Below are 26,577 nucleotides of genomic sequence, written 5' to 3'. Positions count from 1 at the left end.
GCTTCACGCCTAAGAACATGCCTACAAGCAATATATATGCTACTAAGCAATATTGATTATACAAGAGGTCTTTTAAGAATACAGGTATCAATAAGGCTATGATTGTAGCGTTCTGAAACCACTTCTGTACTTTCAATAAGAGGTTAATATATAAATGGTTTCCTATGTAATTGAACCCCCATTTATAATTATGCCGTTTCAGGTAAGACAATGAAAACCAAAGTCCTACAAGTGAAGCAATAAGGGCTACTCGCCACCATGCTCCCATGTAAGGGAACATACCTTTTAAGAATGTCAGCAAAACAATGCCTATTATGCTACATTCATATACTATTCTTACTTTTGTTACATCATTCATATTATGTACGCTATTTGTTGGTAATGGCTAAGCGGGGAACGCTGTTAGGCGTTATCACGCTTTGTTAGCAATATTTTTACTTCTAAATTCTTTTAATTTCTTTTCAATAAAAGCAAAGTCATTGATTGCTTTAATCCCGTCTTTTGCTCTATCGTATTTTTGTCGCCATTTTCTAATGCCATACAGATAAAACTTTAATCCCTCTTCCGTTAAATCTCCAATTTTTATTTCAGTATTATCTGTAGGCTTTTCTCCTTTTTTTAGTATTTCTTTAGTTGTCAATCCATTATCTTGTAAGAAATGGATGATATTTTCAAAAAAGATAATTTGCTCTGTTTTGAATTTATCAGTTAAGGGTGGTATAGACTTCATTTGAGTAAACCATCCTAATTTTGATATTATCTCGTCTTTATCCATATTTCAAATTTTATTGCTAATTTATTTATAACCGCACCTTATGGTGTCGTTCCTACACTTCTATAACTGCACCTCACGAATTATCCAGTGTATCAAGAGGATTAGGGATTTTTGCTTTATGGGCACTTGACACATGAAGATAAATGGTTGTGGTCTTGATGTCGTTGTGTCCCAGCAATTCCTGTATCGTGTGCAGGTCTGTTCCCTGTTCCAGCAAGTGTGTGGCAAAGGAGTGGCGCAGCATGTGTACGTGTACACGGTGTTTGATGCCTGCACGATGTGCGGCTTCTTTCAGCACTTTCACCAATGCACTTGCCGAATATTGCTCTCCGGGTGTTTCGCCCTCAAACAACCATTTTTGTGGGCGATATTCCCGGAAGTAGTGCCGTAGTTCTTCCAGCAACTTGGGTGAAAGGAGCGAATAACGGCATTTCTTCCCCTTGCCCATAATGCGAACCGACATTGTTTCACTGTTGATGTCCTGCGGGGTCAGGTTAAGCAATTCGCTTCTTCTAAGTCCGGCAGAGTAAACCAACGAAATCATGCAGTGATGCTTGATGTTGGAAATTTGTGCAAGGATGCGCTTAATTTCATTCTTGCTCAACACTTCGGGCAGGCTCTTGTACTCTTTGGCACGGGTGATACCGCCGTAGTATTGCCGTTTGCCGCCTTTCACCTGTTCGTAATAGAACTTGATAGCATTGATGCGCATATTCTGTTGCGACACCGAGATTTTCTTCTCGTTCACAAGATAGAGTATGTACTTGTTGATGTCCGGCACTTTCAGGCGGTCGATGTTCCGTCCCTTGTGATATTCCATGAAGTCGCTGAAATAGGCACGGTATGTTTTGACGGTCGAGGGGCTGTAACGCTTCTGTTCCAGCAGTTCGAGGTAGCCTTTCGGCAGTGTGTATTCCCTTTTAGGTTTGGGATGCCGCACGTAAACCCGGCTGTAATCAATATAGGCGTGGGGCGAATAGCGGTCGTAGAAATCCGGCAGGCTGAAAGCGGCTGATGCCATGTATGCAGAGCCGTTGCCAGCCATTTCCATACCCGTGTCTTGGGCGAGCAGTTGGGTTACAGCCTGACTGTTCGCATATTCTATCCGTATGTAGTCTGCACCGTCCCTTGTTTCTTTGTGTAGCACGATGCTTCCTCTTTGTTTCTGAACCTTATCCATGTCGCTGAATTTTGCTTCATGCTCCAAAGATAAAACAAAAACGCCACATTTTGAACATACGTTCAAAAATAATAGAAGTTAAAAAAACAAAACTGTATCAGGCTTTAAGCAGCGAATAGATATAGCGAAAGTTTTCTGCCAGTTCGTCCACGTTTAGACCGTTCAGAAATGCTTGTTCGTATGACAGTCCTAAAAACATTTGCCGGAACATGGTAGCCGTTTTCTTCACGTCCGTGTCGTTTCTGATTTCCCCGCTGTTTTTTGCTTTTTGTATGACTTTCTCCCATAGGTCATAGTCTTGTCGGTAGATTTTCTCAATTTTCTGCCTGATGCCCGGATAGTACATACGCACTTGTGACAGGAAATGAAAGTAGTAGAAGTTAGGGCTACAATCATGCGGGCTGCTATTATCGTCAATCAGTTCAACAATCCTTTTCATGGAAGCGGCTACCCCCGCCACGTATTGCCCGATGAACTTCTCCAACGTATCGGCAGGAGCGGCAAACTTGTTTCCCGGTTCGTGCATTTTTAGCACGTATTTGTCTGCCACAGCCATGAATAAATCCAGCTTGTGCGGAAAATAATAAACGATGCCCGTTTTTGTCACTCCGCAGGCTTTGGCAAGCGTGATGATGCTTGCTTTCTCGTAGTTCATCCTGACAAATACTCCGAACGCTTTATCTATTACTTCTTCACGGTTAGTTATTATCATACACGTTTGTTTTTAATCGGTTACGAAGATACGGATTTTGTTTTAACCATTTGTACCCCAGTGCTTTTTTTTAGTGCAAGGTGCAAGTATATATTTATATATATAGCTTGCACCTTGCACTAACCCAAAAATATTTATTATCAGATATTTGCGAGTTTCAAAAGAATGCCGTATCTTTGAACCCGAAAGTTAGGCAGACAAACAGCGGTCAAAGTTGGACAGGCTTAACGGTTGAAAATCGTTACTGTTTCGTTACCTATTTGAAATTTTGAAAGCAAAGTAGCTGAAATATAAGCGGTTAGAGTTATAGGTTCAAAACCCTCGCTTTCCGCTGAAAAGAGAAACAGTTGTCGGTTATAAACTGGTAACTGTTTTTTTTTCAGATGTATAAAGATTATCGGATCGATATTAGTTTCATGATATCCATGTTTTTCCAGTTTGTCTGGCCCCCTTTAAAATTAGTGGCTTTCTATCCGGTCTGCTTTTCCAATCTTTTAAATCTTCAATGATGCTACGATATAATTCCATGATAAAATCAATTTTATGTTCCTGAAAATGGCAAAAACGCACAAAAGACGTTCCTGTTTTTGGCAAATGTACTAGATAGTAGGGAATAATATTGTTGTAAGTAGCTGTTTTTTCGAGTATATTTTGTTAATCTAAAAACAGACAGGCATCCATAGATAAAGCGATGCCTGTCCGTTGTTGTTTCGATGCCTACCCATTTCAGGCAGGTTGCCGTCCTATTTTTTCAAACCTTCCAGTAATGCATCTACAGCTCCGGGGATTGTAGTTTCGCTTTTCAGCAATTGGATAAATTTGCTGCCGATGATGGCGCCTGAGGAATTAGAGGAGGCGGCATCGAAGGTGGCTTTGTTGGAGATTCCGAAACCTACCAGGCGGGGATTTTGCAGGTTCATTCCGTTGATACGGCGGAAATAGGCCTGTTTCTGGTCGTCGAAACTCTGCTGTGCACCTGTTATTGCTGCACTCGATACCATATAGATGAAGCCGGAAGTGTGTTCGTCAATCAGGCGGATACGGTCTTCGGAAGTTTCAGGAGTGATAAGCATAATCATTTTCAGGTCGTAGCGGTCGGCTATCTCTTTGTAGTCGGACATGTAGTCGGCGAAAGGGAGGTCGGGGATAATCATGCCGTCGATACCTACTTCCACACATTTTTTACAGAAGTCTTCGAAGCCGAATTGCATAATCGGATTGAGGTAGCCCATCAGAACTAAAGGCATTTGTACCTCTTTCCGTATGTCTTTCAACTGTTCGAACAGGAGGTGGAGCGACATGCCGTTTCGCAATGCCTGTGTAGCGGCTTCCTGGATGACGGGACCGTCTGCCATCGGGTCGGAGAAAGGGATGCCTACTTCGACCATGTTGATACCTTTTGCTTCCAGTTCTTTCAGAATGGTTACCGTATCATTTAGCTGAGGATAACCTGCTGTAAAGTAAACGGACAGGATGCCGTTCTTTTTTGTTTCGAATAAGTTTGTAATACGATTCATATGTCAGTCTTTTTATTTTTAATCTTGTCAATAAATGTTTTCAGTTTCTCTACGTCTTTCATGCCCGGACTGGTTTCGAAACCACTATTGAGGTCGATACCGGCCAGTTTCGGGTGGTTGAAGTTCCGGAGGGCTTCTACGCTGTCGGGGTTGATACCGCCGCTGAGCAGGAAAGGCGTTTGCCCTTTGTAGGCGGAGAGTACCGACCAGTCGAACTGTTTGCCTGAACCGCCATAGCTACTGCATTTGGTGTCGAAAAGAAAATAGTCGGCACGGCCTTCGTAATCGGCGACCGGTTTTAAATCTTCTTCGGTGGCGATAGAGAATGCCTTGATGATTGCATATCCCCGTTTATGGAGGGTATAGCAGATGTCCGGCGATTCGTTTCCATGCAATTGCAGGTAATCGAGCCGGTAACGGGCGGCTGTATTCATCATTTCTTCCGGCGTGGCGTTGACGAAGACGCCGACCCTCTTCAATTGAAAATTGAAAATTGAGAATTGAAAATTATTAAGAGAGGAGCTCTTTCTTTCGTTGTCAATTTTCCATTTTCCATTGTCAATTGAGCGAGCGGAGCGAGCGTAAAAGATGAAACCCATCCAGTCGATTCCCGTCTCTGCTACCTGCCGGATATTTTCCGGTTCCCGCATGCCGCAAACCTTGATTAGCATGGCAAACCTCCTATGAAAGCGGACAAAGTATCGCCCGGTTCTTCTGTTTTCATAAATGTCTCACCAATCAGGAAACCGCGGAAGCCAGCCTCACGAAGGCGGCTTACTGTGGCTGTGTCTGATATTCCGCTTTCCGAAACCAGGAGGGGAGCGAGGTCCTTTTCTTTGCTGACTTCCTGCATGATTTCTGCCAGACGGAACGAATTTTCCACATCGGTATGGAATGTCCCGAGGTTGCGGTTGTTAACACCGAGCATGTCGATATGCGGGTTGAGATGCCCCAATTCCGATTCGCTGTGGATTTCCAGCAATGTTTCCAGTTGGAGGGTATGCGCCAGCTCTGCCAGTGACAAGCATTGGTCGGGGGTGAGGCAGGCGGCGATTAGCAGAATTGCGTCGGCTCCCATGACCCGGGCCTGGTACACCTGGTATTCGTCGATGATAAAATCTTTCCGCAACAGAGGAATCTCAGCCAGCTTGCGTGCCTGGCAGAGGTCACCCAACGAACCACCGAAAAACTGCGGGTCGGTCAGGACCGAGCAGGCGGAAGCTCCGGCTTGCTGATAGGCCGGGATGATGTTCGGGATGGCGGCATCCGGATGCAACCAGCCTTTCGAAGGGCTTTTGCGTTTAAACTCGGCGATGATACCCGAAGAAGATGCAGCCAGCGAGGCACGCATCGAATAGGTGGTACGTTCCAGCCGTTCACCACCCAATGCCAGTAGCGTACGGAGTTGTACGGCTTGTTTCTGCCGGTCTACTTCGATGCGTTTGTTGGCTATAATGTCTTGCAATATATCTTTCATAAATCAATTATTCAGTGAAATAAACTTCTTTAGCGTAGCCAGTGCACTGCCGCTTTCCAGCGATTCGCGGGCTTCGGCGATACAGGTTTCTATCTTCTTTTCCGGGCAGATGACCTGGATGGCAAAGGCAGAGTTGGCAATTACGCAGTTCTTTTGTGCCGGGGTTGCCGTATTGGTCATTACGTTATTGAAGATGCGGGCGGCATCTTCGACAGTCTGGCCGCCGTCGAGGTCATCCTCTGTGCAACGGGCAAAACCAAGCATTTCCGGGGTATATAGTTTCTCTTTCTCCGGCATTGCTACCTTAAAGTCGGAGGTCAGTGATATTTCATCGTACCCGTCCAGGCTGTGGACAACGGCAAAACGCGTCCCGCTTTCCTGGTATGTGTAACTGTATAACCGCAGCAAAGGTAAATTATATACACCCAATAACTGGTAAGCCGGCATAACGGGATTCACCAGCGGGCCGAGCATATTGAAGAAACTGCGTACTCCCAGGCTTTTACGTACCGGGGCTACCGCTTTTAAGGCCGGGTTGAATAAAGGGGCATGCAGGTATGCGATATGGCAGGTGTCCATGCTTTGGCGTAGTTTGTCGATATCATTGGTAAATTTGACACCGTGTTGTTCCATCACATTACTGGCGCCGCTGACGGAGGTTGCGCCGTAGTTACCATGTTTCACCACATTGTAACCGGCTCCGGCAACGACAAAACAGGAAGCAGTACTGATATTGAATGTGTTTTTGCCGTCGCCCCCTGTACCGACGATGTCGATTGGCTTGTAATCCGACAGGTCGACCGGTACGCGCATTTCGAGCAGGGCTTCGCGGAAACCGGATAGCTCTTCTACGGAAATGTTACGCATCAGATAGACGGTGATGAGGCTGGCTATCTGGGAATCATTGTATTGGCCGGCAGCCATATTCTGAAGTATCTGGCGGGCTTCATCCCGTCCGAGGTACTGGTGTTCGAATAATCTGTATAGTATATCTTTCATAACTCTTCTTTCTTATGTTTATTAGTCCTCGTTATCCTTTCAGCCAGTTTTCAATAATAATCTTGCCTTTCGGGGTCAGAACCGATTCCGGATGGAATTGGATACCCCGGACATCGTACGTGCGGTGACGCAATGCCATGATTTGTTTTTCTTCCATATCTTCGGCTGTTATTTCCAGGCAATCGGGGAAGTTTTCGCGGGAGACTGCCCAGGAGTGGTAACGTCCGGCACGGAATCCGGCTTCGAGTCCGGCAAATAACGGTTCTTTAGCTGTCACCCGGATATCGGAACAAACGCCGTGATGAACGTCTGTCAGGTTAATCAGGGTTGCTCCGAAGGCTTCTCCAATCGCTTGTTCTCCGAGGCATACTCCCAGAATACTTTTTGTCGGGGCATATTGGCGGATTAAAGGAAGCAGAATGCCCGCTTCTTCCGGAATGCCGGGACCCGGCGAAAGAAGGATTTTATTGAAGCGGTCTACTTCTTCCAAGGATATTTTGTCATTGCGGTAAACTTCCACCTCCGCACCCAGTTCCTTCAAAATATGTAATAAATTATAGGTGAAGGAATCATAATTGTCGAATAATAATATCTTGCTCATAATTTTCAATTCTCAATTTTCAATTTTCAATTCTTCAGCTTCTCTGCCAGGTCGATTGCCTTTTTCAAGGCTCCCAGCTTGTTGTTTACTTCCTGAAGTTCGCGTTCGTCGTTGCTTTTCGCTACGATACCGGCACCGGCCTGGTAATACAGTACGTTGCCACGGCTGACGAAGGTGCGGATAGTGATAGCCTGGTTCAGGTCGCCGTCCAGGCCGATGAATCCGATGCAGCCGCCATAGGCTCCGCGGTTATGTTTTTCGAGGTCGGTGATAAGCTGCATAGCACGTACTTTCGGGGCGCCGCTGAGGGTTCCTGCCGGGAAGGTGTCGATGTATGTTTTTATCGGGTTACTGTCGCTGTTCACTTCGCCGCTTACACGGGAAACCAGGTGGATGACGTGACTGTAATATTGTACCTCTTTGTAGAAATCGACCTGTACGTTGTGTGCGTTGCGGCTCAGGTCGTTGCGGGCAAGATCTACCAGCATGACATGTTCGGCATTCTCTTTCGGGTCGGCGAGTAGGGCTTCTGTACGCTGTTTGTCGAGAGCCACGTTGCCTGTGCGGAAAGCGGTTCCGGCAATCGGGTCGATGCTTGCATGGCCTTCCGTCACTTTGCAGTGCGTTTCGGGAGACGAACCGAAGATGCGGAAGCCGCCGAAGTCAAAATAGAAAAGGTAGGGGGAAGGATTGATACTTCTCAGGGCGCGGTAGACTTTAAAGTCGTCGCCTTTGAACGGTTGTTCGAAACGGCGGCTTAAAACGATTTGGAAAACATCACCGCGCAGGCAGTGTTTGATACCTTCGCGAACCATAGCCTTGTATTCTTCGCCGGTGATGGGAGAGGTCTCCGGTCCGGTAGTCTGGAAGTTATAGGAAGCATAGTTGCGGTTTTCAATCAGTGTTTCGATTTCCTGTAAGTTGCTCTTTTCACTGTCCTGCAATAATTCGACCAATGTCAGTTCATTTTTGAAATGGTTGAAGACGAGGATATACTTATATAATATGTATAGCATGTCGGGAGCATCGTTCTCTTCGTGATGGGCTTCCATGACGGGAATGTTTTCGAAATAACGGACAGCATCGAAGGCCGTGTATCCGAACAGGCCGCAGACTTTCTTGTCAGCCCCTTCGATGCTGTAACGGCCCAGAAACGCGTTCATGGCATCTGCTACGTTATAGCTTTCGCTGAGGGGAGTCACTTCGCGGTTGCCGTCGGGAAAGGTTGCCGTACATTCGCCGTTGTTGATGCCGATACTTGCCAGCGGGCAGAGGGCGATGAAGGAAAGGCTGTTTTCGTTTCCGTGGAAGTCCGAACTTTCCAGCAGGGCTGATTCCGGGTAGATATCCCGTACTTTCAGGTAGATGCTGACGGGAGTGTGAAGGTCGCCCAGGACCTGTTTGCTTATCGTTTTGAAATGATAGTTTTTCATCGGTTACTTTCTGTTTTTGTATTCAATATACGTATCCATATCTTTATCGCCACGACCGGAGACTGTTAACACGACTACGTCTTCCGGCTTGAAATTCACTTTGCTGAGTGCTCCTAGCGCATGGGCGCTTTCCAGTGCCGGGATGATTCCTTCCAGGCGGGTCAGTTCGAAAGCGGCTTCCAGTGCTTCGTCGTCATCGACAGCCAGGATAGAGGCGCGGTGGCTGACGGACAGATTGGCGTGAATCGGGCCGATTCCCGGATAGTCCAGTCCGGCAGAGATAGAGTAGGGCTCTTCGATTTGTCCGTCTTCGCTCTGCATGACCAGGGTACGGGCTCCGTGTATGATTCCTTTCTTTCCCAGCTGGATGGTAGCGGCGCTCATACCTGAACAGATTCCTTTTCCTCCGGCTTCTGCCAGTACGAGTTTCACCCGTTGGTCGTCGATAAAGTGATAGATTGTACCGGCTGCATTGCTTCCGCCTCCCACGCAGGCAATCAGGTAATCCGGATGATCGCGCCCTTCTTTTTCCTGTAACTGTTTCTTTATCTCTTCACTGATAACGGATTGCAGGCGTGCTACCATGTCGGGATAAGGGTGAGGGCCGACTGTGGAACCGATGATGTAATACGTATCGGAAGGGTGACAACACCAGTCACGGATTGCTTCGTTTGTCGCATCTTTCAGGGTCATGTTGCCGGAAGTAACAGGGACGACGGTTGCACCGAGCATCTCCATCTTCTGCACGTTGGCATGCTGGCGTTCCACGTCCGTCTTGCCCATGTAAACGATACATTCCATGTTCATCAAGGCGCAAACGGTAGCTGTGGCAACACCGTGCTGTCCGGCACCTGTTTCGGCGATGATGCGGGTTTTGCCCATGCGGCGTGCCAGCAGAATCTGTCCGATTGTGTTGTTGATTTTGTGGGCTCCCGTATGGTTGAGGTCTTCCCGTTTGAGATAAATCTTACAACCATACTTTTCGCTTAATCGTTTTGCCAGGTAAAGGGGAGAGGGGCGGCCTACATAGTCGCGCAGCAACTGGTTGAATTCCTGCTTGAAACTTTCACTTTCCAGTACTTCCAGATAGATGTTCTGTAGGTTTTCCACACACTGGTGAAGGATTTCGGGGATATAAGCGCCGCCGAACTCACCATAATAACCGTTTTTGTCAACTTGATACGTTTTCATCTTTTGCTATGTTGTTTTAATTGTATTCGTAAATGGATTAAAAAGAAAAAAGGCCCGTCGCAAGTGCGACAGGCCTTTCTATGATATCTTGACTAGTATATACACAGGACTGCGTTCCTTACGACCGTTGTAGGAGTAAAGAGCGCCACCACCAAAATGTATTTACTATAAATGTTCTCATGACTGTTTTTGTTATTACGGCAGCAAATATAGATATTCTCTGACAAACTGCAAATAATTTGCGGATTTTTTTTGAAAAATATTCGTTGTATCACTAATCATAAAAACCTTATCTTTGCCGCATGAAACAGACAGTTGAATTCCGGAGATTTGTAAAAGAACATGCAGGCGATGATTTGACTCGTCTTCTGCTGAGTGCATCCCGTTATCCTTCAATCGATGTTCCTTTTGCAGTAGACCAGATTGCATCCCGGCGGCAGATTAAGGAAAAGCTGCCTCTATGGTATGCAAACGACGATTTGTTATTTCCTTCAAAGATATCGGCAGAGCAATGTTCATCTGAACAGACGGCTTCCTACAAACAGCGTTTGGTGAAGGAAGATGAAACCCTGTGCGACCTGACCGGTGGTTTGGGAATTGACAGTTATTACTTCTCCCGGAAAGTCCGCCAAGTAACTTATATAGAACGTTTCCCTGCTTATTGCGAGGCTGCCCGTAATAATTTTTCAGCATTGGGTGTCGACAATATAACGGTTATGGAAGGGGATAGCACAATGTTAATACCCCAACTGCCCCGAACCGATGTTTTTTATATTGACCCGGCCCGTCGCGGCGAAGGGAATAAACGGGTTTTTGCTTTGCAGGATTGTGAACCCGACCTGCCGGCCTTGTTGCCGGAACTCTTCCGCCATGCGCCGAAAGTGATTGCAAAGTTATCTCCTATGGCCGATATACGGTTGACATTGGAGCTTTTACCCGGAACTGTGGAAGTCCATGTGTTGTCGGTAAAGAACGAATGTAAGGAACTGCTTTTTGTTGTGGAAAGAGATGCGTCCGTAACTTCTCCGGTTATTCATTGCATTAATTATACAGGCAATGGGGAGGAAGAATCTTTTATTTTTACTTTGCAGGATGAGAGTCGGGAAGAGTTACGTCTGTCCGGTCAGGTAAAAAACTATCTCTATGAACCCAATTCCTCGTTGCTGAAAGCCGGTGCCTTTAAAAGTACCGCTACCCGTTTCGGATTGGAAAAGTTGCATACGAGCAGCCATCTTTATACCTCAGATATAGGAGTAGCTGTTTTTCCGGGCAGGAGTTTTGTCGTAGAGGAGGTATTCCCTTTTACCGGGAAACTCTGCAAAGGAATATCCGGACAAATACCCCGTGCAAATATCACTGTCCGTAATTTCCCTCTATCCGTAGAAGAATTGCGTAAACGCACAAAGATCATGGATGGTGGAGATGTATATCTTTTTGCTACTACCCAGGCCGACAATAGTAAAATTTTGGTAAAATGTAGAAAGTTTTAGTATCATCAGTATTTCAAATCCTTTGTTCTCCGGATTTTATCCCTATATTTGCGGCGATAAATCAAATACATGAAATGATACAAAAAGATTCTTACACTTCTGCGCAGTTGACCGCGATGGTTGTACTGCGATTATTCATTGGCTGGCATTTTGCCTACGAAGGACTGGTGAAGATCCTGAATCCCAAATGGACATCGCTTCCTTACCTCCTCGATTCCAAAGGTTTTATGTCTGACTTTTTCGCCGGATTGGCTAGTGATCCGGCCATGATGAACATGGTTAATGCGCTGAACGAATGGGCGCTGTTGTTAATCGGTCTCGGACTGATTACCGGTGCTTTCAGCAAACTCTCTTCTATCGGGGCGATGATATTGCTTGCATTTTATTACCTTTCCCATCCTTCGTTTATCGGGGCACAATATATGATGCCGTTCGAAGGGTCTTATCTGTGGATAGACAAGAATCTGGTAGAGATGGCGGCGCTGGCTGTATTGCTGGTTTTTCCCACCTCTCATATTATCGGGCTGGACCGCTATCTGAAAAAAGCGATTCCCTTATTGTCTAAACTCAAATTAATGTAATATCATGGCAACAGAAAACAATAATAATACTCCGAAAGAAAATCAGGGGCCTCAGTCTGAAGGACGTCGTAATGCCCTGAAGGCGTTGGCTACCATTCCGGTATTGGGGGCACTGGGTTATGGTGTCTACAAGAAACAGACGTACGACAAAAAGTCGAAAAGTCTGGGTAGTGCCTTTAAGTTTGATAAAGAACATTATATGATTCCTGCCCAGCCGGACGGGAAAAAGATTCGTATCGGAATGATCGGTTTCGGTATCCGCGGCAAGCAGCTGATGCGTGCAGCCGGTTTTGCCGAACCTTCCTGGATCGACGGCCTGATTGAAGGGGCTAAGAACGATAGCAAGGACAAGCGTTACGAGCAGTTCCAGGAGCAGGATGATTTGAATATCGAAGTAACCGGCGTATGCGATATCTTCGATGTGTATGGTGAAGCGGCTGTTTTGGCGGCATCCAATATTCATCGCGAAGGTTCGAACGGAAAGTTCGGTAAACGCCCGAAACGTTACAGAACATATAAAGAATTGCTGGCGGCCGATGACATCGACGCAGTTATTATCGCTACTCCCGACCATTGGCACAGTACGATGGCGATGGAAGCAGCTAAAGCCGGAAAGCATGTCTATGTGGAAAAACCGTTGTCGTGGACAGTTCCTGAGACTTATCAGGTGCGCCAGGTGGTAAAAGAAACCGGCATCGTTTTCCAGCTGGGGCATCAGGGACGTCAGACCGACAGTTATATCCGTGCCAAGGAGATTATCGACAAAGGCCTGATCGGCAAAGTATCGCTGATCGAAGTATGTACCAACCGTAACGACCCGAACGGGGCGTGGGTATATCCGCTGATAGACGGCGCTTCTCCCGACACAATCGACTGGAAACAGTTCGAAGGACCGGAAGAACGCATCAAGGAATATACCGATTATATGACAGCGAACAACCTGCAACGGTATATCGGTCCTGATCCCCGTGATAAATTCAGCCTGGAACGTTTCTTCCGCTGGCGTTGCTGGTGGGATTACAGTACCGGTTTGAGCGGTGACTTGCTGACACACGAGTACGATGCGATCAATCAGATATTCGGAGTGGGTATTCCTCATTCGGCTACATCGTCGGGTGGTGTCTATTACTTCAAGGACGGACGTACGGTACCTGACGTCTTGCAGACTACTTTCGAGTTCCCCGACCGGGATATGACGATGTTGTACAGTGCGACATTAGCTAGCAATCGTCCGCGTGGAAAGGTCATTATGGGACATGATGCCCAGATGGAATTGTCCAATACGATTACGCTGAAGGCGGATCCGGCATCCGAAATTTACAAGGAGAAGATGGACAAGGGGATCATCAAACCGAACGAACCGTTCTACACCTATGTGCCGGGACAGAATTCGGTGGATGCTATTACGTCGCCAACTGAATTATATTTTGCCCAGCGCGGTTTGCTTTACACCTATGTAAGCGGTAAACGTTACGACACGACCCACCTGCATATTCGTGAATGGCTGGAATGTATCCGTCAGAATAAACAGCCGAGCTGTAATATTGATGCCGCATTCCAGGAAGCGATGACTGCCCATATGGGAACACATGCTTATCTGGAAGGACGTACGATGTACTGGGATAAAGAGAAAGAAGAAATTGTGAAAGGATAATCGATACGGATTATATTATGGGGAGGGGGAATGAAAGTTCCCCCTTTTTTATGTAAATAACATAATGATTAACTGTGCCGATATCACCCTGATAAACATGGATAAAGGATAGACCGTGGCATAGGCAACCGATGGTTCGTCGCCTTCGACCGTTGTATTGGCATAGGTCAGGGCCATAGGGTTTGCCATACTGCCGCAGAGCATCCCGACGTTGTGCGCATAGTCGAGTTTGAAGAACTGGGAAGCGATGAAACCGACAATCAGGACAGGGACAATCGTCAGCAGAAAACCTAGTCCGACCCATAAAGCCCCTTCCGCCCGGAATACGGTCTCGAAGAAATGGGCTCCTGAATCAATCCCAAGCCCGGCCAGATAGATGACGATACCTAATTGGCGTAGCATCAGGTTGGCACTCATGGTCGTATAAGTAGTCAGATGAAAACGCGGACCGAAAGCACCCATCAGGATACCGACAATAATGGGGCCGCCGGCAATACCCAATTTGATTGGTGTAGTCATCCCCGGCAACATGATCGGCAGGGACCCCAGCAGAACCCCCAGTGAGATACCGATAAATACCGCCAGCAGATTCGGGTTATCCAGGCGTTTGATCTCGTCGCCTAGTATTTTACCAACATTGTTGACTGCATTCTTTTCACCGACGATCGTCAGGCGGTCGCCAATCTGCAGATGGAGGGCCGAGTCGGCAACCAGGTCGATACCGGCACGGTTCACACGGGTGATATTGATGCCGTACAGGTTACGTAGTCGGAGCGAACCGAGCTTTACGCCGTTTACCCGGTTGCGGGTAACGACGATGCGGCGGGATATCAGTTGCGAGTCGATTGCATTCCAGTCGATATCTTCTTTGTTCCAGTCGACGTTTTCCTGTTCTCCGAAAAGCACTTTGATGGTTTCGACATCTGATTTATGGGAAATAATCAGCAGATGGTCGTCTTCATGCAGTACGGTGTCGGAGGTAGGGATACTTACTTTTCCGTTACGCCACACGCGGGAAATCACAAAATGTTTCTCCGTCAGCTTCATAATATCTTTGATGCTTTTATCGTAGATAGCTGGGTTGCTGATATGGAATTCGGTGATGTTGGGTTTGGTATTATGTTTTTCTTTATCGTCCGCCAGGTTCTTGTCTCCGAACACTTTTTTCAGTAGGATAATAGCCAGGATAACCCCTACGACTCCCAAAGGATAGGCAACGGCACAAGCCAGTGCCATATCGGTCACTTCCTTGTAATCGGCCGGTTCTACCTGTAATAAAGCCTGTTGCGCAGCACCCAGAGCCGGTGTGTTGGTAACGGCTCCGCAAAGCAGGCCGACCATATTCGGCAACGAAACACCGGTTGTCCAATGGAAAACAAGGGTCATGAGCAATCCCAGCAGGATGACGCCCAATCCCATCATGTTCATGGCTACTCCGCCTTTCTTTAAAGAGGAGAAGAAACCCGGACCGACCTGTAACCCTAAAGAGTAGACAAACAGAATCAAACCGAAGCTCTGTGCGAAGTTCAGCATGTCTTTATTGACAACAATCCCGAAATGTCCGGCCAGAATTCCGGCAAAGAATACGAAGGTGATCCCCAGCGATATACCGAATATCTTCTGTCTTCCCAAGAATAATCCCACGGCCGAAACCAGCGAGATAACTATAACAGCCTGCAACATCGTCGGCTCTAAAAAAGCTTCCTGCAACCAATTCATACGAGAGTTTTTTGTTGAGACTGCAAAGATAGGGGTTTAATTTTGATAATATCATAAGAAATAAAGGGCAATTGGAAAATTGAACAGTAAGGGCGGTTCGCTAACCGCCCTTACCAACGACGCTACGTTCATTCAAATCTGATAATTATTGAAATATTTAAAACAGATAATTTGAGGTAACACCTTAGAACAGCCGGACCTCTAATCTCTTTTCCGGACTGATAATCATATTCTCGACCAGGTAAGACACCGATTGGTTGCTGTTTGCTTTAGGTTGTATGACAAGTATCGTTTCTCCGGCGGGTATCTTGATTGTTTCCGGATAACCGTTTGCATTCTTATCTGTTTTCCGGAGGAGGAAGGGGACATCTGTATGGTTCACGATACTCCGGTATGAACGTTCGGGGGTGGAGTGGTGGACCGGTTTCATTTCGACGGAAGCCTCGAAGAACTTTTGCAGTAAATCTTCTTTTCCCATCAGAGTGTCATAGAACCATATCAGGGTACGGCGGTCGAAAAGAGCTTCGCGGATTCCTTCTTCCGTGCGGTCTTTCGACAGGACAAGCGTCATCGGACGGTGGCTGGTGGTGCGGAAATCATATAAGCGTTCGATTACGTCGTGTACATCGGTGTTGCAAAGTAAGGTCAGGTTCTTTTCGTTTACCCAGTTCAGGGCGACCGGATACCATTCAAATTCGTTGAATACTTCGATGCCGTTCAGCCAGCCTTTCTGGTAGAGCGTTTCGTGTACGTCGTGCCATAGGATAGAGTCGACACCCCATCCCGGATGATTCCATTGGATGAAGGCACCCTGGTTGTGGGCTTCTTCGATTGCTTTCATGTAATCTTTCTGGTCGAGCGCATTTACATCTTTGACAAACAGGGCGTTCAGATGTCCGGGAGGCATCGAGCGAGTGATTTCGCCCCCTTTTATCAGGATGATTTCCCGGCGGTCCGCTTCCTCTTTTGCCAGGTCGAAGGAATAATTATGATTCCCTTTTTCTACGCCGGGACGCGCCGGCTGCCCTTCGATATGGTCGGTGATGGCGATGGCGTCGAGGCCTTCTTCCCAGGCTTCCTGTATCCGCAATGTCGGCCATACGATGCCGTCGGAGAAGATTGTATGGATATGGAAATCACATTTCAACAGGTTATATCCGTCTATTTCGGGTAACCGGATTTCCTTGCGTGCCTTCACTCGTTCTTTTCCTACTTTTATTTGTTTGGGTAGCGCATCCTGTGCATGGCTACATACGCTTACCGCCATGAATGATAAGGCGATTAATACATTTGTCGTTTTCATATATTCTTGTTTTTAGTATTATTATCTTATGTCTATGTATCACTTGTTTTATTCCCACCCGAACAACTGCGGAGCCAATGCCGGATTCAGGTCGACCTCGTGTTTCGGGACGGGGCGGTAATAGAATTTGGGTTCCTGGAAGGTGCCCATGTCTTTAATCGTCAGGATATTTCCTTTTGTCCCTTCGGCCAGGTAAACAGTCGCATTCGTGTCATCGATTGTGCCGGTTTTGTAATATACCAGCTTTTTACCCAGCGAATTGGTTTCCTTATCCGCTTCGGCGGGGATATCCTGTGAGGAAGGAATCAGGTAAATATCTTCTACTCCGTCGCCTGTCAGGTCGAATTTGCCTAAGGAAGGGAAGTAGAGGCCTTCAGGTTCTTTTTCCAGTAATTTGCCGGATTTCCAGCGCATCAGGTCATCGTAGCGGAAACCTTCGAGGGCCAGTTCGACACGGCGTTCGCGGCGTATTTCCTGTAAGGTGGAGGAGATGCTTGGGAAGGCTTTCTGCATGACCGGGTCGGCTGCCGGATTTAGTTTCAGGGGAGGGATGCCGGCACGCGAACGGAGGCGGTTGATTGTTTTATCCAAATCGTCTTGGGTTAACTCACCCAGTTCGGCACGGGCTTCGGCATAGGTCAGCAGTACTTCGGCGTAACGCAGTACAGGGTAGTCGATTCCCAGGTAATAATCCTCATCCTTATTATTGATGAAACCTTTGATTTGATGGTAGCCGGAGAAGTTCTTGTTCAGATTCTGCACATAGATGCCGGCTCCCGGGGCATAGGTCATCGTGTTGATCAGCTCCCATCCCGGCCAGGCGAGTGTCTGCCACATACGCGGGTCGCGGTTCTGAAATTCTTCCACGAACTGCTTGGTTTCATAACCCGGCTGGGCGGAATAGTAGGAACCGTCTTTCATCAGGTAAGATTGTACCAGGTCTTTGGTCGGGCAAGGGATATAATTACCGAACATGAAAGCCCAGAAGCCATTCCCTTTTATCTTTCTGTCGAAATAAGTGGCCAGAATAATTTCCGGATTGCTGCTTAGGTCGGGGCTTTCAAACAAAGTGTGGTAATCGTTATCCGTATCGCCGGTCGTATAGATACTGAAGCCTCCTTCGTTCATGATTTGGAGAGCGGCATCAGCGGCTATTTTCAGATAGGTGTTGGCTGAACCCTGCAAATTCAGTTCGTCGTGATATTTGCGGTAGGTACCTTCGTACAGCGCATGGCGTGCCATATAGGTGAGGACCACCCATTTATCCACGGCGCCTGTCTCCTGGCCGGTCTTCACGTGCTCGGCGGCAAACCGGTAGTCTTCAAATATCTTCTGGATGACAACGTCGCGGGAGTCACGCGGTTTGTACAGGTCTTCGTCTGAGGTAGTCAGCGTTTTGTCGTACCAGGGCACGTCGGAGAAACGTTTTACCTTGTCCATATAGAAACGGGCCCGGAAGAAGCGGGCTACTCCCTGGTAATGGGCTAGCACGTCTTCGGCTACGGCAGCCTTTTCACAGTTATCGAGGAAAAGATTGATTGTGCGTAATTTCTCCCAGTCCCATCCGGAACTCACCGTTGTCGAATTGGCATTGGTCGAAATCATGATGTTCTTTACTTCCACGACGTCTGTCGTTGCCTGGTTGTCGGTTCCGGCATCGGCTGTGTAATTGTTGAAGTTGGGGAAGTCGTACAGGTTGTAACAATACATTTTCAAGTCCTGCTCCGTATTGAAGTAACTGTCTACGCCAATCTCCGTCTGCGGATGGCGTTCCATAAAATTGTCGTTGCAGGAGGCAGATGCGAGGCACGTAAGAAGCGTTGCCAGGTAATATAACTCTTTTTTCATTGTTGCTTTTTTTGATGATTAGAATGTGACATTGACACCGAATGAGTATTGGCGGTTGAACGGATAGACATAACCGTAGTTGGATTCGTCGGTAACGGCTTCGGGGTCGAAATATTTTTTCAGGGCACTCCATTCGAAGATGTTATCGCCGCTGACGAATACGCGTACCCGGCTCAGATGCGCCTTCCGGGTCCATTCGGACGGCAGGGTATATCCCAGCGTGATATTCTTGATACGCAGGTAAGCGCCGTTCAGCAGATAGTTGGTCTGCGGGATAGCCAGTCCCATCGACTGGTCGATATCGGTGCCCAGGTTCTTGTCGGCGAGCCATGACTGGAGCACCGGATAACGGGCATTCAGATTCTGGTTTGCCAGCCCGGCATTGATATAGGACTGTGAATGTTTGGCCATATCCACATCGCTGTCGGTTGTCGGGCGGTAGAAGTCGAACAGGTGTTCGGGACCGCCGGCATACGGCTGCTGGTAGAATCCCCAATAGAGGTAACTCATCGGATAATAATCGCGTTTGGCAATTCCCTGGAAGAAGGCCGACAGGTCGAATCCGTTCCATTCGGCATTCAGGTTGAATCCGAAGCGGAAGCGGGGAGAAGAGTTTCCGATGACGCTCAGGTCGCCCGGGTCGCCTACGGTGACGCTTCCCTTGGTGATTTTCTTGTCACCGTTCAGGTCCTTATATTTCGGCCATCCGTTGACGATTTCCAGAGCACCCCAGGGGATGATGGACGACTGGTCGAGGTTCTTGATTTCATCTTCACTCTGGAAGAAACCGTCGCTTTGCAATCCCCATATTTCGCCTAGTTCCTGTCCCTTGTAATATTGGGTAAGGCTCCCGTTCGGGTTGTCGAACCGGGTAATCCACGAACGGTTATCCGAGAGCATGAATTTGACACCCCAGTTGAACGGTTTGCCGTCCAGCTGGAACTGGTCGCGGTAGCCGACTGTCAGCTCCCAACCGGTTGTTTTCATGTCGGCGGCATTCTCTTTCGGTTCGCTGGCGCCAAGTACGCCCGGAAGTTCTTTACCCAGCGTAAGCATTCCTTTGGTGTTGCGGCGGTACACATCGACAGAGGCTGTCAGTTTATTATCCAGGAAAGCCAGGTCGAGACCTCCGTTCAGGGTACGCACTTCTTCCCAGGTGTAATCCGGAGAGACCAGCGAAGGAGGGGTTACCACCTGCTGTAATTTGCCATTGATGATGTAATTACCCAGTTGTGAACTCATGGCCGGGATATAACCGTATTCCCCGACAAGCTGGTTACCCAGCGAACCGTATGAAGCGCGCACCTTCAACTGGCTGACGGTCGAAAGGAAAGATTCGAAGAACGGTTCGGCATCCACGCGCCAGGCAGCGGAAGCAGAAGGAAAGAACCCGAAACGTTTTTCCTTTGGGAAACGGGATGTTCCGTCGTAACGCCCGTTCACTTCGAAGATATAACGGTTGTCATACGTATAGTTGGCACGGAAGAAAAGCCCGCGGATGGCCCAGTCGGCATATTGCTCGCTGACGAATTGGTCGCCCGACGACAGTCCGATGGACGGGAGTGAGGTCGAGATGATTCCTTCGCGTTCGGCTTTGTACCAGTTCCAGCGGTTGTATTCCTGGTTGAAACCGAGGATACCGGTCACATAATGTTTGTCGAAAGCCTTGTTGAAGGTCGCAAACAGTTCCAGTACGCTGTAATAATCGTTGGTCGTGCTTTTGTAGGCTTTGCTGTCTCCCAGCTCGCGGATATCGTTCGGCCCGTATCCGATTACATATTTGTTTTTGAACCAGTCGTAATCTTCGTTTCCTTTCATGAAAGTGAAGTTGGCGTTTACCGTCAGCATCTTTTCCCAGAAAGACATCTCGGCGGAGAACGTACTTTGCAGGCGGTTGTATTGGGTCGTTTCTTCGCCGCCGTCTACCAGCTGGGCCATGGCGATACCGGCGGCATTGTTTGCCCAGGTTCCGTCCGGGTTCTTGTCCCAGTCGGTGGGAGCCAGGTCGTAGAAGATGCTCATGTTCGAGTCGCCGTTCCCTTTCTGGCGGATGCCGTTGCTGTCGATATACGGTTCGTCGCGGCTGGAAAGATAACTCGGTTTGATGCGGTTGGTGGCGACAAACGAAGTGTTGTTCGAGAGCGTCAGCCAGTCCCATATTTTATAACTGACCTTGGCCCGCATACTGTAGCGGCGGTAGTTGTCATTCTTTACGATACCGGCCAGGATACCGTTCTCATCGTCCACACCGCCGGAAAGGTAGAACTTTGTTTTCTCGGTGGCGCCGGAGACCGATAGCTGGTGTGTATTGCTGAATGTATTCTTATCCAGGAAATAACGTGTCCAGTCGCGGTTTCCCATATATTCCCACTGCGTTTCGTCGAGCGGGTTGAGGCGTACCGGGTCGGTCCCGTCAGGATTGTCGGAGCGCTGGCGTGCCCATTCCAGGCGTTCGTCGCTGGCGACGTGACCGGAACTCCAGGGAGTGTTGAGTACGGCGATGTTTTTCAGTTTCAGGTAGATATAAGGGTCGGAAGTTTTGTTAGGGAGGATAGAGGGGCGTTTCCAGGCAAAGTTGTTATTGTAGCTTACCTGGATGCGGTCGCTGCTACCCTGTTTCGTGGTTATCAGGATGACACCGAAGGCGGCACGCGCCCCGTAGATGGCTGCGGAGGAGGCATCTTTCAGCACCGAAAGGGTTTCGATGTCTTCCGGGAGCAACCGGTTCAGTTCTTCGGCATCCGAGGCGACGCCGTCGATCAGGATCAGCGGGCTGCCACCGTTGATGGAGGCTTCTCCACGGATATTGATTTTAGCGGCCTGTCCCGGTTCGCCGCTGGTGAAGTCGATGTTCAGGTTGGGGACCATTCCCTGCAAACCTTTTGAAATGTTCGTGATTGGGCGGGCTTCCAGTTGCTTGGCATTAATCTGGTCTACGGAACCGGAGAGGTTCACCTTGCGTTGCACGCCGTAGCCGACAACGACCACTTCTTCCAGTTTCTCGGAGTCGTCTTCCAGCACGACATTGAAAGTCGTTTTGCCGTTGACTACGATGTCCTGTGGTTTGTAACCGATGTAACTAACCGATAATACGGCATCGGAGGGGACTGCCAGGCTGAAATTTCCGTCGACGTCGGTAATCGTTCCGTTACCGCTGGCTTTTTCGAGAACGGTCGCTCCGATCAGTGGTTCGCCGGTCGCATCGGTAACGGTACCGTTCACCTGTATCTTCGTTCGAACCTGCTGGGAGATTGTTACCGGAATGTCATTCTTTGCAGTTACGGTAAAAGGGGTAAATAAGCTGCAAGCCAATAATCCGGCCGGGAGTAGGAGCACACGTCCTACACGCGAGTCAGAAGTAAAATTTGTCATAAATTTGTTCCTTTTTGTTGCTGCAAAAGTAGGGAGCCCGGATTACGAACCGGTTACTGCTGTTTTTCATTACCAAGACAATTCCATAACTTCTCGGTTACAGGATTAAGTGCCTGGGAAATAGCTGAATCTGTCTGCCGGAATGCAACCGTTTACCCGGCAGACAGAACGGATTACCTCCCGAGCCACTGGCGTTTTCATCCGATCTTCTTTGTGTTTCACAGCTGTGATACAAAAGAAATCCATCTGTGAAACAAACGGAATCCAACTGTGATATGAAAGGAATCCAGTTGTGATATGCAATACCGGCAGTTATTTTTGTGTTTATATAAAGTCACCGCCAGGCTGTATATGTCTGAATTATCCTTTATCTTTGAATCTTCATTTTAACGGAAACAAGATATACAAACTATGTCTTTAAAGATTATACATACTGCCGACTGGCATCTCGGCCAGACTTTCTTCGGTTACGACCGGGAGGAAGAACACGATGCCTTTCTGAACTGGCTGGTGGATACCCTGGCGGAACAGCAGACGGATGTCCTGTTGATTGCCGGTGATGTGTTCGATGTAGCCAACCCGTCCGCCTCGGCGCAACGCCGTTTCTTTCATTTCCTGAAAGAGGCGAACCGGTGCAATCCGCATTTGCAGGTTATTGTCGTTGCCGGTAATCATGATTCGGCTGCGCGGCTGGAATCTCCGATTCCTTTGCTGGAAGAGTTGAATACCTCCATTGTCGGGATTATCCGGCGGACGGAAAGTGGAGAGATTGATTTCGATTCCCTGGTGATACCTTTATATAATAAGGAGAAAAAGCGGGAAGGCTGGTGTCTCGCCGTTCCTTATCTGCGTCAGGGAGATTATCCGGCTCCGGAGGAGGGGCATGATACATATATAGCCGGTATAAACCGCATGTACCGCCAGCTCTACGATTTCGCCGATGCCCGGCGGCAGCCCGGTGAGGCATTGGTCGCCATGGGGCATCTGCACGCTACCGGGGCCGAACTGTCGGACGACGACCGTAGCGAGCGCATCATTATGGGCGGTCTGGAATCCGTCTCTTCGGATACATTCGATGAAGGGCTGGCTTATACGGCGCTCGGGCATATCCATAAAGCGCAGCGGATAGGAGGCAGGGAGAACCTGCGCTATTCCGGCAGTCCGTTGCCGATGTCTTTTTCGGAAACGAACTACCGCCACCAGGTCGTTGCCGTTACGGTGGAAAACGGATGCCTGTCGGATGTCGAACCGCTGTCTGTCCCTTTGTTTGCCGCCTTGCATCGGATTCCGGAGCAGCCAGCATCGCCGGAGGAGGTGGTTGAACAGCTTGCCGGACTGCCTGTGGCTAATCAGGAGGAGGGCGACGAACCGGCTCGTTGGCCGTATGTGGAGGTGCGTGTGTTGCTGACGGAGCCCGACCCGGGATTCCGCCACCGCGTAGAAGAGGCGCTGGCTGATAAAGCGGTCCGCCTGACTTCTATTGTCCCCTCTTATCCGAAACGGGAGGAGGCGGATACGGTCCGTCCGTTGTCTTACAACGACCTGCAACGTATCGCCCCGCTGGATATGCTGAAACATGCCTTTACCAGTAAGTATGGCGGCGAGTTGCCGGAAGATATCGAATCATTGTTCAACGATGTAATGCGGGAGGTTTCTTTATGAAGATATTAGCGATACGGGGCCGTAACCTGGCCTCGTTGGAAGGAGATTTTGATGTTGATTTTACGACCGAACCCTTGTTGTCTGCCGGAATCTTTGCCATTTCGGGACCGACGGGAGCCGGGAAGTCTACGATATTGGATGCTATGTGCCTGGCTTTGTTTGCCCGTACGCCGCGTACGGACCAGGCAAAAGAGAATAATGTGAGACTGCGGGATGTGAATGAGGAGGTGCTTCCCCAGAGCGATCCCCGTTTCCTGTTACGAAGAGGGACGGCTTCGGGATATGCGGAAGTCGACTTTCTGGCGTTGAACGGTCACCGCTATCGTTCGCGCTGGTCGGTAGGACGTGCCCGCGACAAGGAGAACGGACGTTTGCAGAGTCCCCGCGTTACCTTATATAATATAGATAAGGAAGAAGAAGAGCAGGGGACCCGCTCGGAATTGCAGGCGCGTACGGTAGAACTGATTGGTCTGACCTTCGAACAGTTTACCCGTTCCGTCCTGCTGGCGCAAAACGATTTCTCCACTTTCCTGAAAGCGGAGCAGGGAGAAAAAGCGTCGCTGCTTGAAAAGCTGACAGGCACGGAACTTTATTCTTCGATCTCCCGCCTGATTTTTGAAAAGAATGCCGTTGCCAAAGAGGCTTATGATAAGGTACAGGCCCGTATCCAGGGAATCGAATTATTGACGGAAGAAGCGGAACAGGAACTGCAAACCCGGCTGAAAGAGTCGGAAGCCGCTTTGTCCGCCCTGGAAAAGGCGAAAGCAGAACAACAGGCTTTGCAGGAGGCCGTTAAATCTACCGGACAGCAGATAGAATCCCGGCGGGTTCAGCAGAAAGAGGCTGTCGCCAAACTGCTCCGGGCTACGGAACTATTGAATACCGCCCGTAAAGAGTATGAACAGGGTATTCAGGATGAACAACGCTCCGAAGCAGACTTCAAAGCCTTGCAGCAGGAGTTGCAGCAAGCCCGCAAACTGGATGTGCGCCTCGATGAGGTAACCCGTTCGGTGAAAGAAACGGAAACCCGCCTGCGGGATGTGCTCCGGCGGCAGAAGGAGGGAGAGGATAAGCTGAAAGCCGCCCGGACCCGACAACAACAAAGCCTGGCCGAGATTACGCGGTTAAGCGACTGGCGCGAACGGTATCGTAGCAAGGAGAGTATAGCTGAACAGTTGGCTGCTTTGCTGTTGCATCTTGATGCAGCTTCCGCAAGTCGCCACACAATGGAAAAGGCCGTGAAAACAATCACTTCCGTTAAACGGGAGGCGGAACGTCAGACTGCACAACTTGTCACTGTTCAGCGCACAATAGAAAGCAAACAACTGGCTTTGCGAAAGACAGAAGATGCTAAAGTTAAATTGGAACAAACCCAAAAAGAAACCGATATAACTGAACTAGATAAACAGATGGATGCTGTTCGTGTGGAACGTGAGAATCTGTTGGTGGAACAGGCCCGGCAGGCTGTTAGCGGGGATGTTTTGGAGTTGCGGGAGAAATTGCAGGAAGGGAAACCTTGTCCGGTTTGCGGGAGTACGCATCATCCGGTAATGGAGGGTAACACACCCCCTGCCCCCTCTCAAGAGGGGAGCCGGATACCCCTTGTTGCAACTGATGGTAACCTTTCCCCTCTTGAGAGGGGGCAGGGGGTGTGTGAAAATCCCATCACACAGGCCATCGCTGCAATGACTTTACAAATCCAGCAATTGAATGCCCGTAAAGCAGCCTATACCGCCAATGAAAAGCAACTAAGCCTGCTTCAACAGCAACTCCTGCAATTGCATAAGGAGCTTACCGAGGCCGACCATATCCGTACAGATTTGCAGGGACGTCAGAAACTGGCTGAGACGCAGATAACCCGTGAAGAAGCGATTCGTGTGGAAAGCCGGGAGACGCTGGAGAAGTCACTCTCCGCTGCCAACCGCCTTTTCGGGAATGACGAATGGCAAAAAGCCTGGCAACAGGACCCGGACTCTTTCCGGGATACCTTAACCACTTTTGCCCGTCAGTGGCATGAAAATACGGAAAAGCTGCAACAACTGCAACGGGAGCAGAGTGCCCAAAAAGCCGAATGCGAATCGTACGCCTCTTTCCTCCCTTCGCTGACTAAAGAAGTAGAAGAGGCTACCCTGCGTCACGACAAGAACCGTTCTGAACTTACCGCGCTCCGGGCCGAACGTTCTAAACTGCTTTCCGGTAAGCCGGCCGACCAGGTTGAACAGGATTACAACCGTTGTAAAGAGGAACTGAAAGAGCGCCTGAAACGCCTGCAAGCCGTTCAGACGGAGCAGTCGGGTGTTGCCGATCAGTTGCGGGGTATCTCCGACCAGATTGCCCGCGACCTGGAAAAAGCGTCGGAAGATTTATTGGTCCGCCAAAAGGCTTTGTCCGACTGGTCAGAATCCTGGAATCGGACTCACGAAGGGGAGGTGCTGGAACTTCTTCTTCCCCGTATCACCCAGGAAAAGAATGAATATGCTTTCCGGCTCCGTACCCAATCTGAAAACAAACGGAAGATAGCCAGTCAGCAGGAAGAACTTGAAGCCTGCCGTAAGCAGAGTGAACGTTGGGCGAAACTGAATGACCTGGCAGGTTCGGCCGATGGTGCCAAGTTCCGTCGTATCGCCCAGGGATATACATTGGATGTATTGCTAAGTTATGCAAATGTGCAGTTGCGTGACCTGAGCCGCCGTTACCGGTTGGAACGGGTGCCTGAAACGCTGGCTTTACAGGTTATCGACCGTGATATGTGCGATGAGGTCCGTACGGTGCACAGTTTGTCGGGAGGCGAATCTTTCCTGGTTTCGCTGGCATTGGCGCTCGGATTGTCTTCCTTGTCTTCCAACCGGATGAAGGTAGAAAGCCTTTTCATCGACGAAGGGTTCGGTTCATTGGATGCCGATACCCTCCGGATTGCCATGGATGCTCTGGAAAGCCTCCGTACACAAGGCCGCAAGATCGGAGTAATCTCACATGTACAGGAGATGACGGAACGTATCCCGGTACAGATTCGTGTGAACCGTGCCGGGAATGGAAGAAGCTATTTGGAGGTAATATGATTGA

At 48.8% G+C, this 26,577-nt stretch carries 20 protein-coding genes; 5 read left to right on the top strand and 15 right to left on the bottom strand.

Annotation, left to right across the window (positions count from 1 at the left end):
• From DWW91_RS28035 to trpB, 11 genes are all read right to left on the bottom strand, one after another.
• Nucleotides 1–358 (bottom strand): hypothetical protein (locus DWW91_RS28035; RefSeq protein WP_122327635.1); only part of this gene is annotated, 358 nt, incomplete at its 3' end.
• 54 nt (nt 359–412) lie between these two features.
• Complete coding sequence (locus DWW91_RS10200; protein WP_004328536.1) at nt 413–775, bottom strand: hypothetical protein; 363 nt, start codon at nt 773–775, stop codon at nt 413–415.
• Nucleotides 776–848: 73 nt separating this feature from the next.
• Nucleotides 849–1,955, bottom strand: coding sequence for a site-specific integrase (locus DWW91_RS10195; RefSeq protein ID WP_065540254.1), 1,107 nt, complete (start codon nt 1,953–1,955; stop codon nt 849–851).
• Nucleotides 1,956–2,052: 97 nt separating this feature from the next.
• On the bottom strand, nt 2,053–2,667 hold the full coding sequence (locus DWW91_RS10190; RefSeq protein ID WP_065537820.1) for a TetR/AcrR family transcriptional regulator: 615 nt from the start codon (nt 2,665–2,667) through the stop codon (nt 2,053–2,055).
• A 743-nt stretch (nt 2,668–3,410) separates the two neighbouring features.
• Nucleotides 3,411–4,184: a tryptophan synthase subunit alpha gene (gene trpA / locus DWW91_RS10175; RefSeq protein WP_010800044.1), complete on the bottom strand. Its 774-nt coding sequence runs from the start codon at nt 4,182–4,184 to the stop codon at nt 3,411–3,413.
• Nucleotides 4,181–4,855 carry a phosphoribosylanthranilate isomerase gene (locus DWW91_RS10170; RefSeq protein WP_199722568.1) on the bottom strand — a complete coding sequence of 225 codons (675 nt, stop codon included), beginning with the start codon at nt 4,853–4,855 and terminating at the stop codon, nt 4,181–4,183. The genes trpA and DWW91_RS10170 overlap by 4 nt, the downstream gene beginning before the upstream one ends.
• Nucleotides 4,849–5,661, bottom strand: a complete 813-nt coding sequence (gene trpC / locus DWW91_RS10165) for an indole-3-glycerol phosphate synthase TrpC (RefSeq protein WP_122327628.1) — start codon at nt 5,659–5,661, stop codon at nt 4,849–4,851. Before trpC ends, DWW91_RS10170 begins: the two co-directional genes overlap by 7 nt.
• Nucleotides 5,662–5,664: 3 nt before the next feature.
• On the bottom strand, nt 5,665–6,660 hold the full coding sequence (gene trpD, locus DWW91_RS10160) for an anthranilate phosphoribosyltransferase (protein ID WP_122327627.1): 996 nt from the start codon (nt 6,658–6,660) through the stop codon (nt 5,665–5,667).
• Nucleotides 6,661–6,691: 31 nt separating this feature from the next.
• A complete protein-coding gene (locus DWW91_RS10155; RefSeq protein WP_122327626.1) occupies nt 6,692–7,261 on the bottom strand; it encodes an aminodeoxychorismate/anthranilate synthase component II in 570 nt (189 codons plus the stop codon).
• Between the two features lie 26 nt (nt 7,262–7,287).
• Nucleotides 7,288–8,694 (bottom strand): anthranilate synthase component I family protein, encoded by a 1,407-nt coding sequence (locus DWW91_RS10150; protein ID WP_122327625.1) that lies wholly within the window; start codon nt 8,692–8,694, stop codon nt 7,288–7,290.
• Nucleotides 8,695–8,697: 3 nt separating this feature from the next.
• Nucleotides 8,698–9,885: a tryptophan synthase subunit beta gene (gene trpB, locus DWW91_RS10145; RefSeq protein ID WP_010800039.1), complete on the bottom strand. Its 1,188-nt coding sequence runs from the start codon at nt 9,883–9,885 to the stop codon at nt 8,698–8,700.
• A 302-nt stretch (nt 9,886–10,187) separates the two neighbouring features.
• Here trpB and DWW91_RS10135 point away from each other — a divergent pair, with 302 nt between their 5' ends.
• The 3 genes from DWW91_RS10135 to DWW91_RS10125 all read left to right on the top strand — a co-directional run bounded on the left by DWW91_RS10135 (nt 10,188) and on the right by DWW91_RS10125 (nt 13,610).
• Nucleotides 10,188–11,375 carry a class I SAM-dependent methyltransferase gene (locus DWW91_RS10135; RefSeq protein WP_122327624.1) on the top strand — a complete coding sequence of 396 codons (1,188 nt, stop codon included), beginning with the start codon at nt 10,188–10,190 and terminating at the stop codon, nt 11,373–11,375.
• A 74-nt stretch (nt 11,376–11,449) separates the two neighbouring features.
• A complete protein-coding gene (locus DWW91_RS10130; protein ID WP_007652543.1) occupies nt 11,450–11,956 on the top strand; it encodes a DoxX family membrane protein in 507 nt (168 codons plus the stop codon).
• A gap of 4 nt (nt 11,957–11,960) precedes the next feature.
• Entirely contained in the window at nt 11,961–13,610 is a 1,650-nt protein-coding gene (locus tag DWW91_RS10125) for a Gfo/Idh/MocA family protein (RefSeq protein WP_010800037.1), read from the top strand.
• 48 nt (nt 13,611–13,658) lie between these two features.
• On the opposite strand, the gene DWW91_RS10120 is transcribed toward DWW91_RS10125, so the two are convergent.
• The 4 genes from DWW91_RS10120 to DWW91_RS10105 form a co-directional block, all read right to left on the bottom strand.
• The gene (locus DWW91_RS10120) at nt 13,659–15,329 is read right to left on the bottom strand and encodes a putative transporter (protein WP_122327623.1); all 1,671 of its coding nucleotides are present in this window, start codon (nt 15,327–15,329) and stop codon (nt 13,659–13,661) included.
• Between the two features lie 184 nt (nt 15,330–15,513).
• A complete protein-coding gene (locus DWW91_RS10115) occupies nt 15,514–16,632 on the bottom strand; it encodes an Sb-PDE family phosphodiesterase (RefSeq protein WP_122327622.1) in 1,119 nt (372 codons plus the stop codon).
• A 48-nt stretch (nt 16,633–16,680) separates the two neighbouring features.
• Complete coding sequence (locus DWW91_RS10110) at nt 16,681–18,480, bottom strand: RagB/SusD family nutrient uptake outer membrane protein (RefSeq protein WP_122327621.1); 1,800 nt, start codon at nt 18,478–18,480, stop codon at nt 16,681–16,683.
• An 18-nt stretch (nt 18,481–18,498) separates the two neighbouring features.
• Complete coding sequence (locus tag DWW91_RS10105; protein ID WP_122327620.1) at nt 18,499–21,852, bottom strand: TonB-dependent receptor; 3,354 nt, start codon at nt 21,850–21,852, stop codon at nt 18,499–18,501.
• A gap of 411 nt (nt 21,853–22,263) precedes the next feature.
• Between DWW91_RS10105 and DWW91_RS10100 the strand changes: the two genes are divergently transcribed.
• Entirely contained in the window at nt 22,264–23,514 is a 1,251-nt protein-coding gene (locus DWW91_RS10100; protein WP_122327619.1) for an exonuclease SbcCD subunit D, read from the top strand.
• Entirely contained in the window at nt 23,511–26,573 is a 3,063-nt protein-coding gene (locus tag DWW91_RS10095; RefSeq protein WP_122327618.1) for an SbcC/MukB-like Walker B domain-containing protein, read from the top strand. The genes DWW91_RS10100 and DWW91_RS10095 overlap by 4 nt, the downstream gene beginning before the upstream one ends.
• Nucleotides 26,574–26,577 lie beyond the last annotated feature (4 nt).

Origin of the sequence: Parabacteroides sp. AF17-3, from assembly GCF_003635445.1 — a bacterium.
GTDB lineage: Bacteria > Bacteroidota > Bacteroidia > Bacteroidales > Tannerellaceae > Parabacteroides > Parabacteroides goldsteinii.
This window is presented reverse-complemented; position numbering and strand designations above follow the sequence as displayed.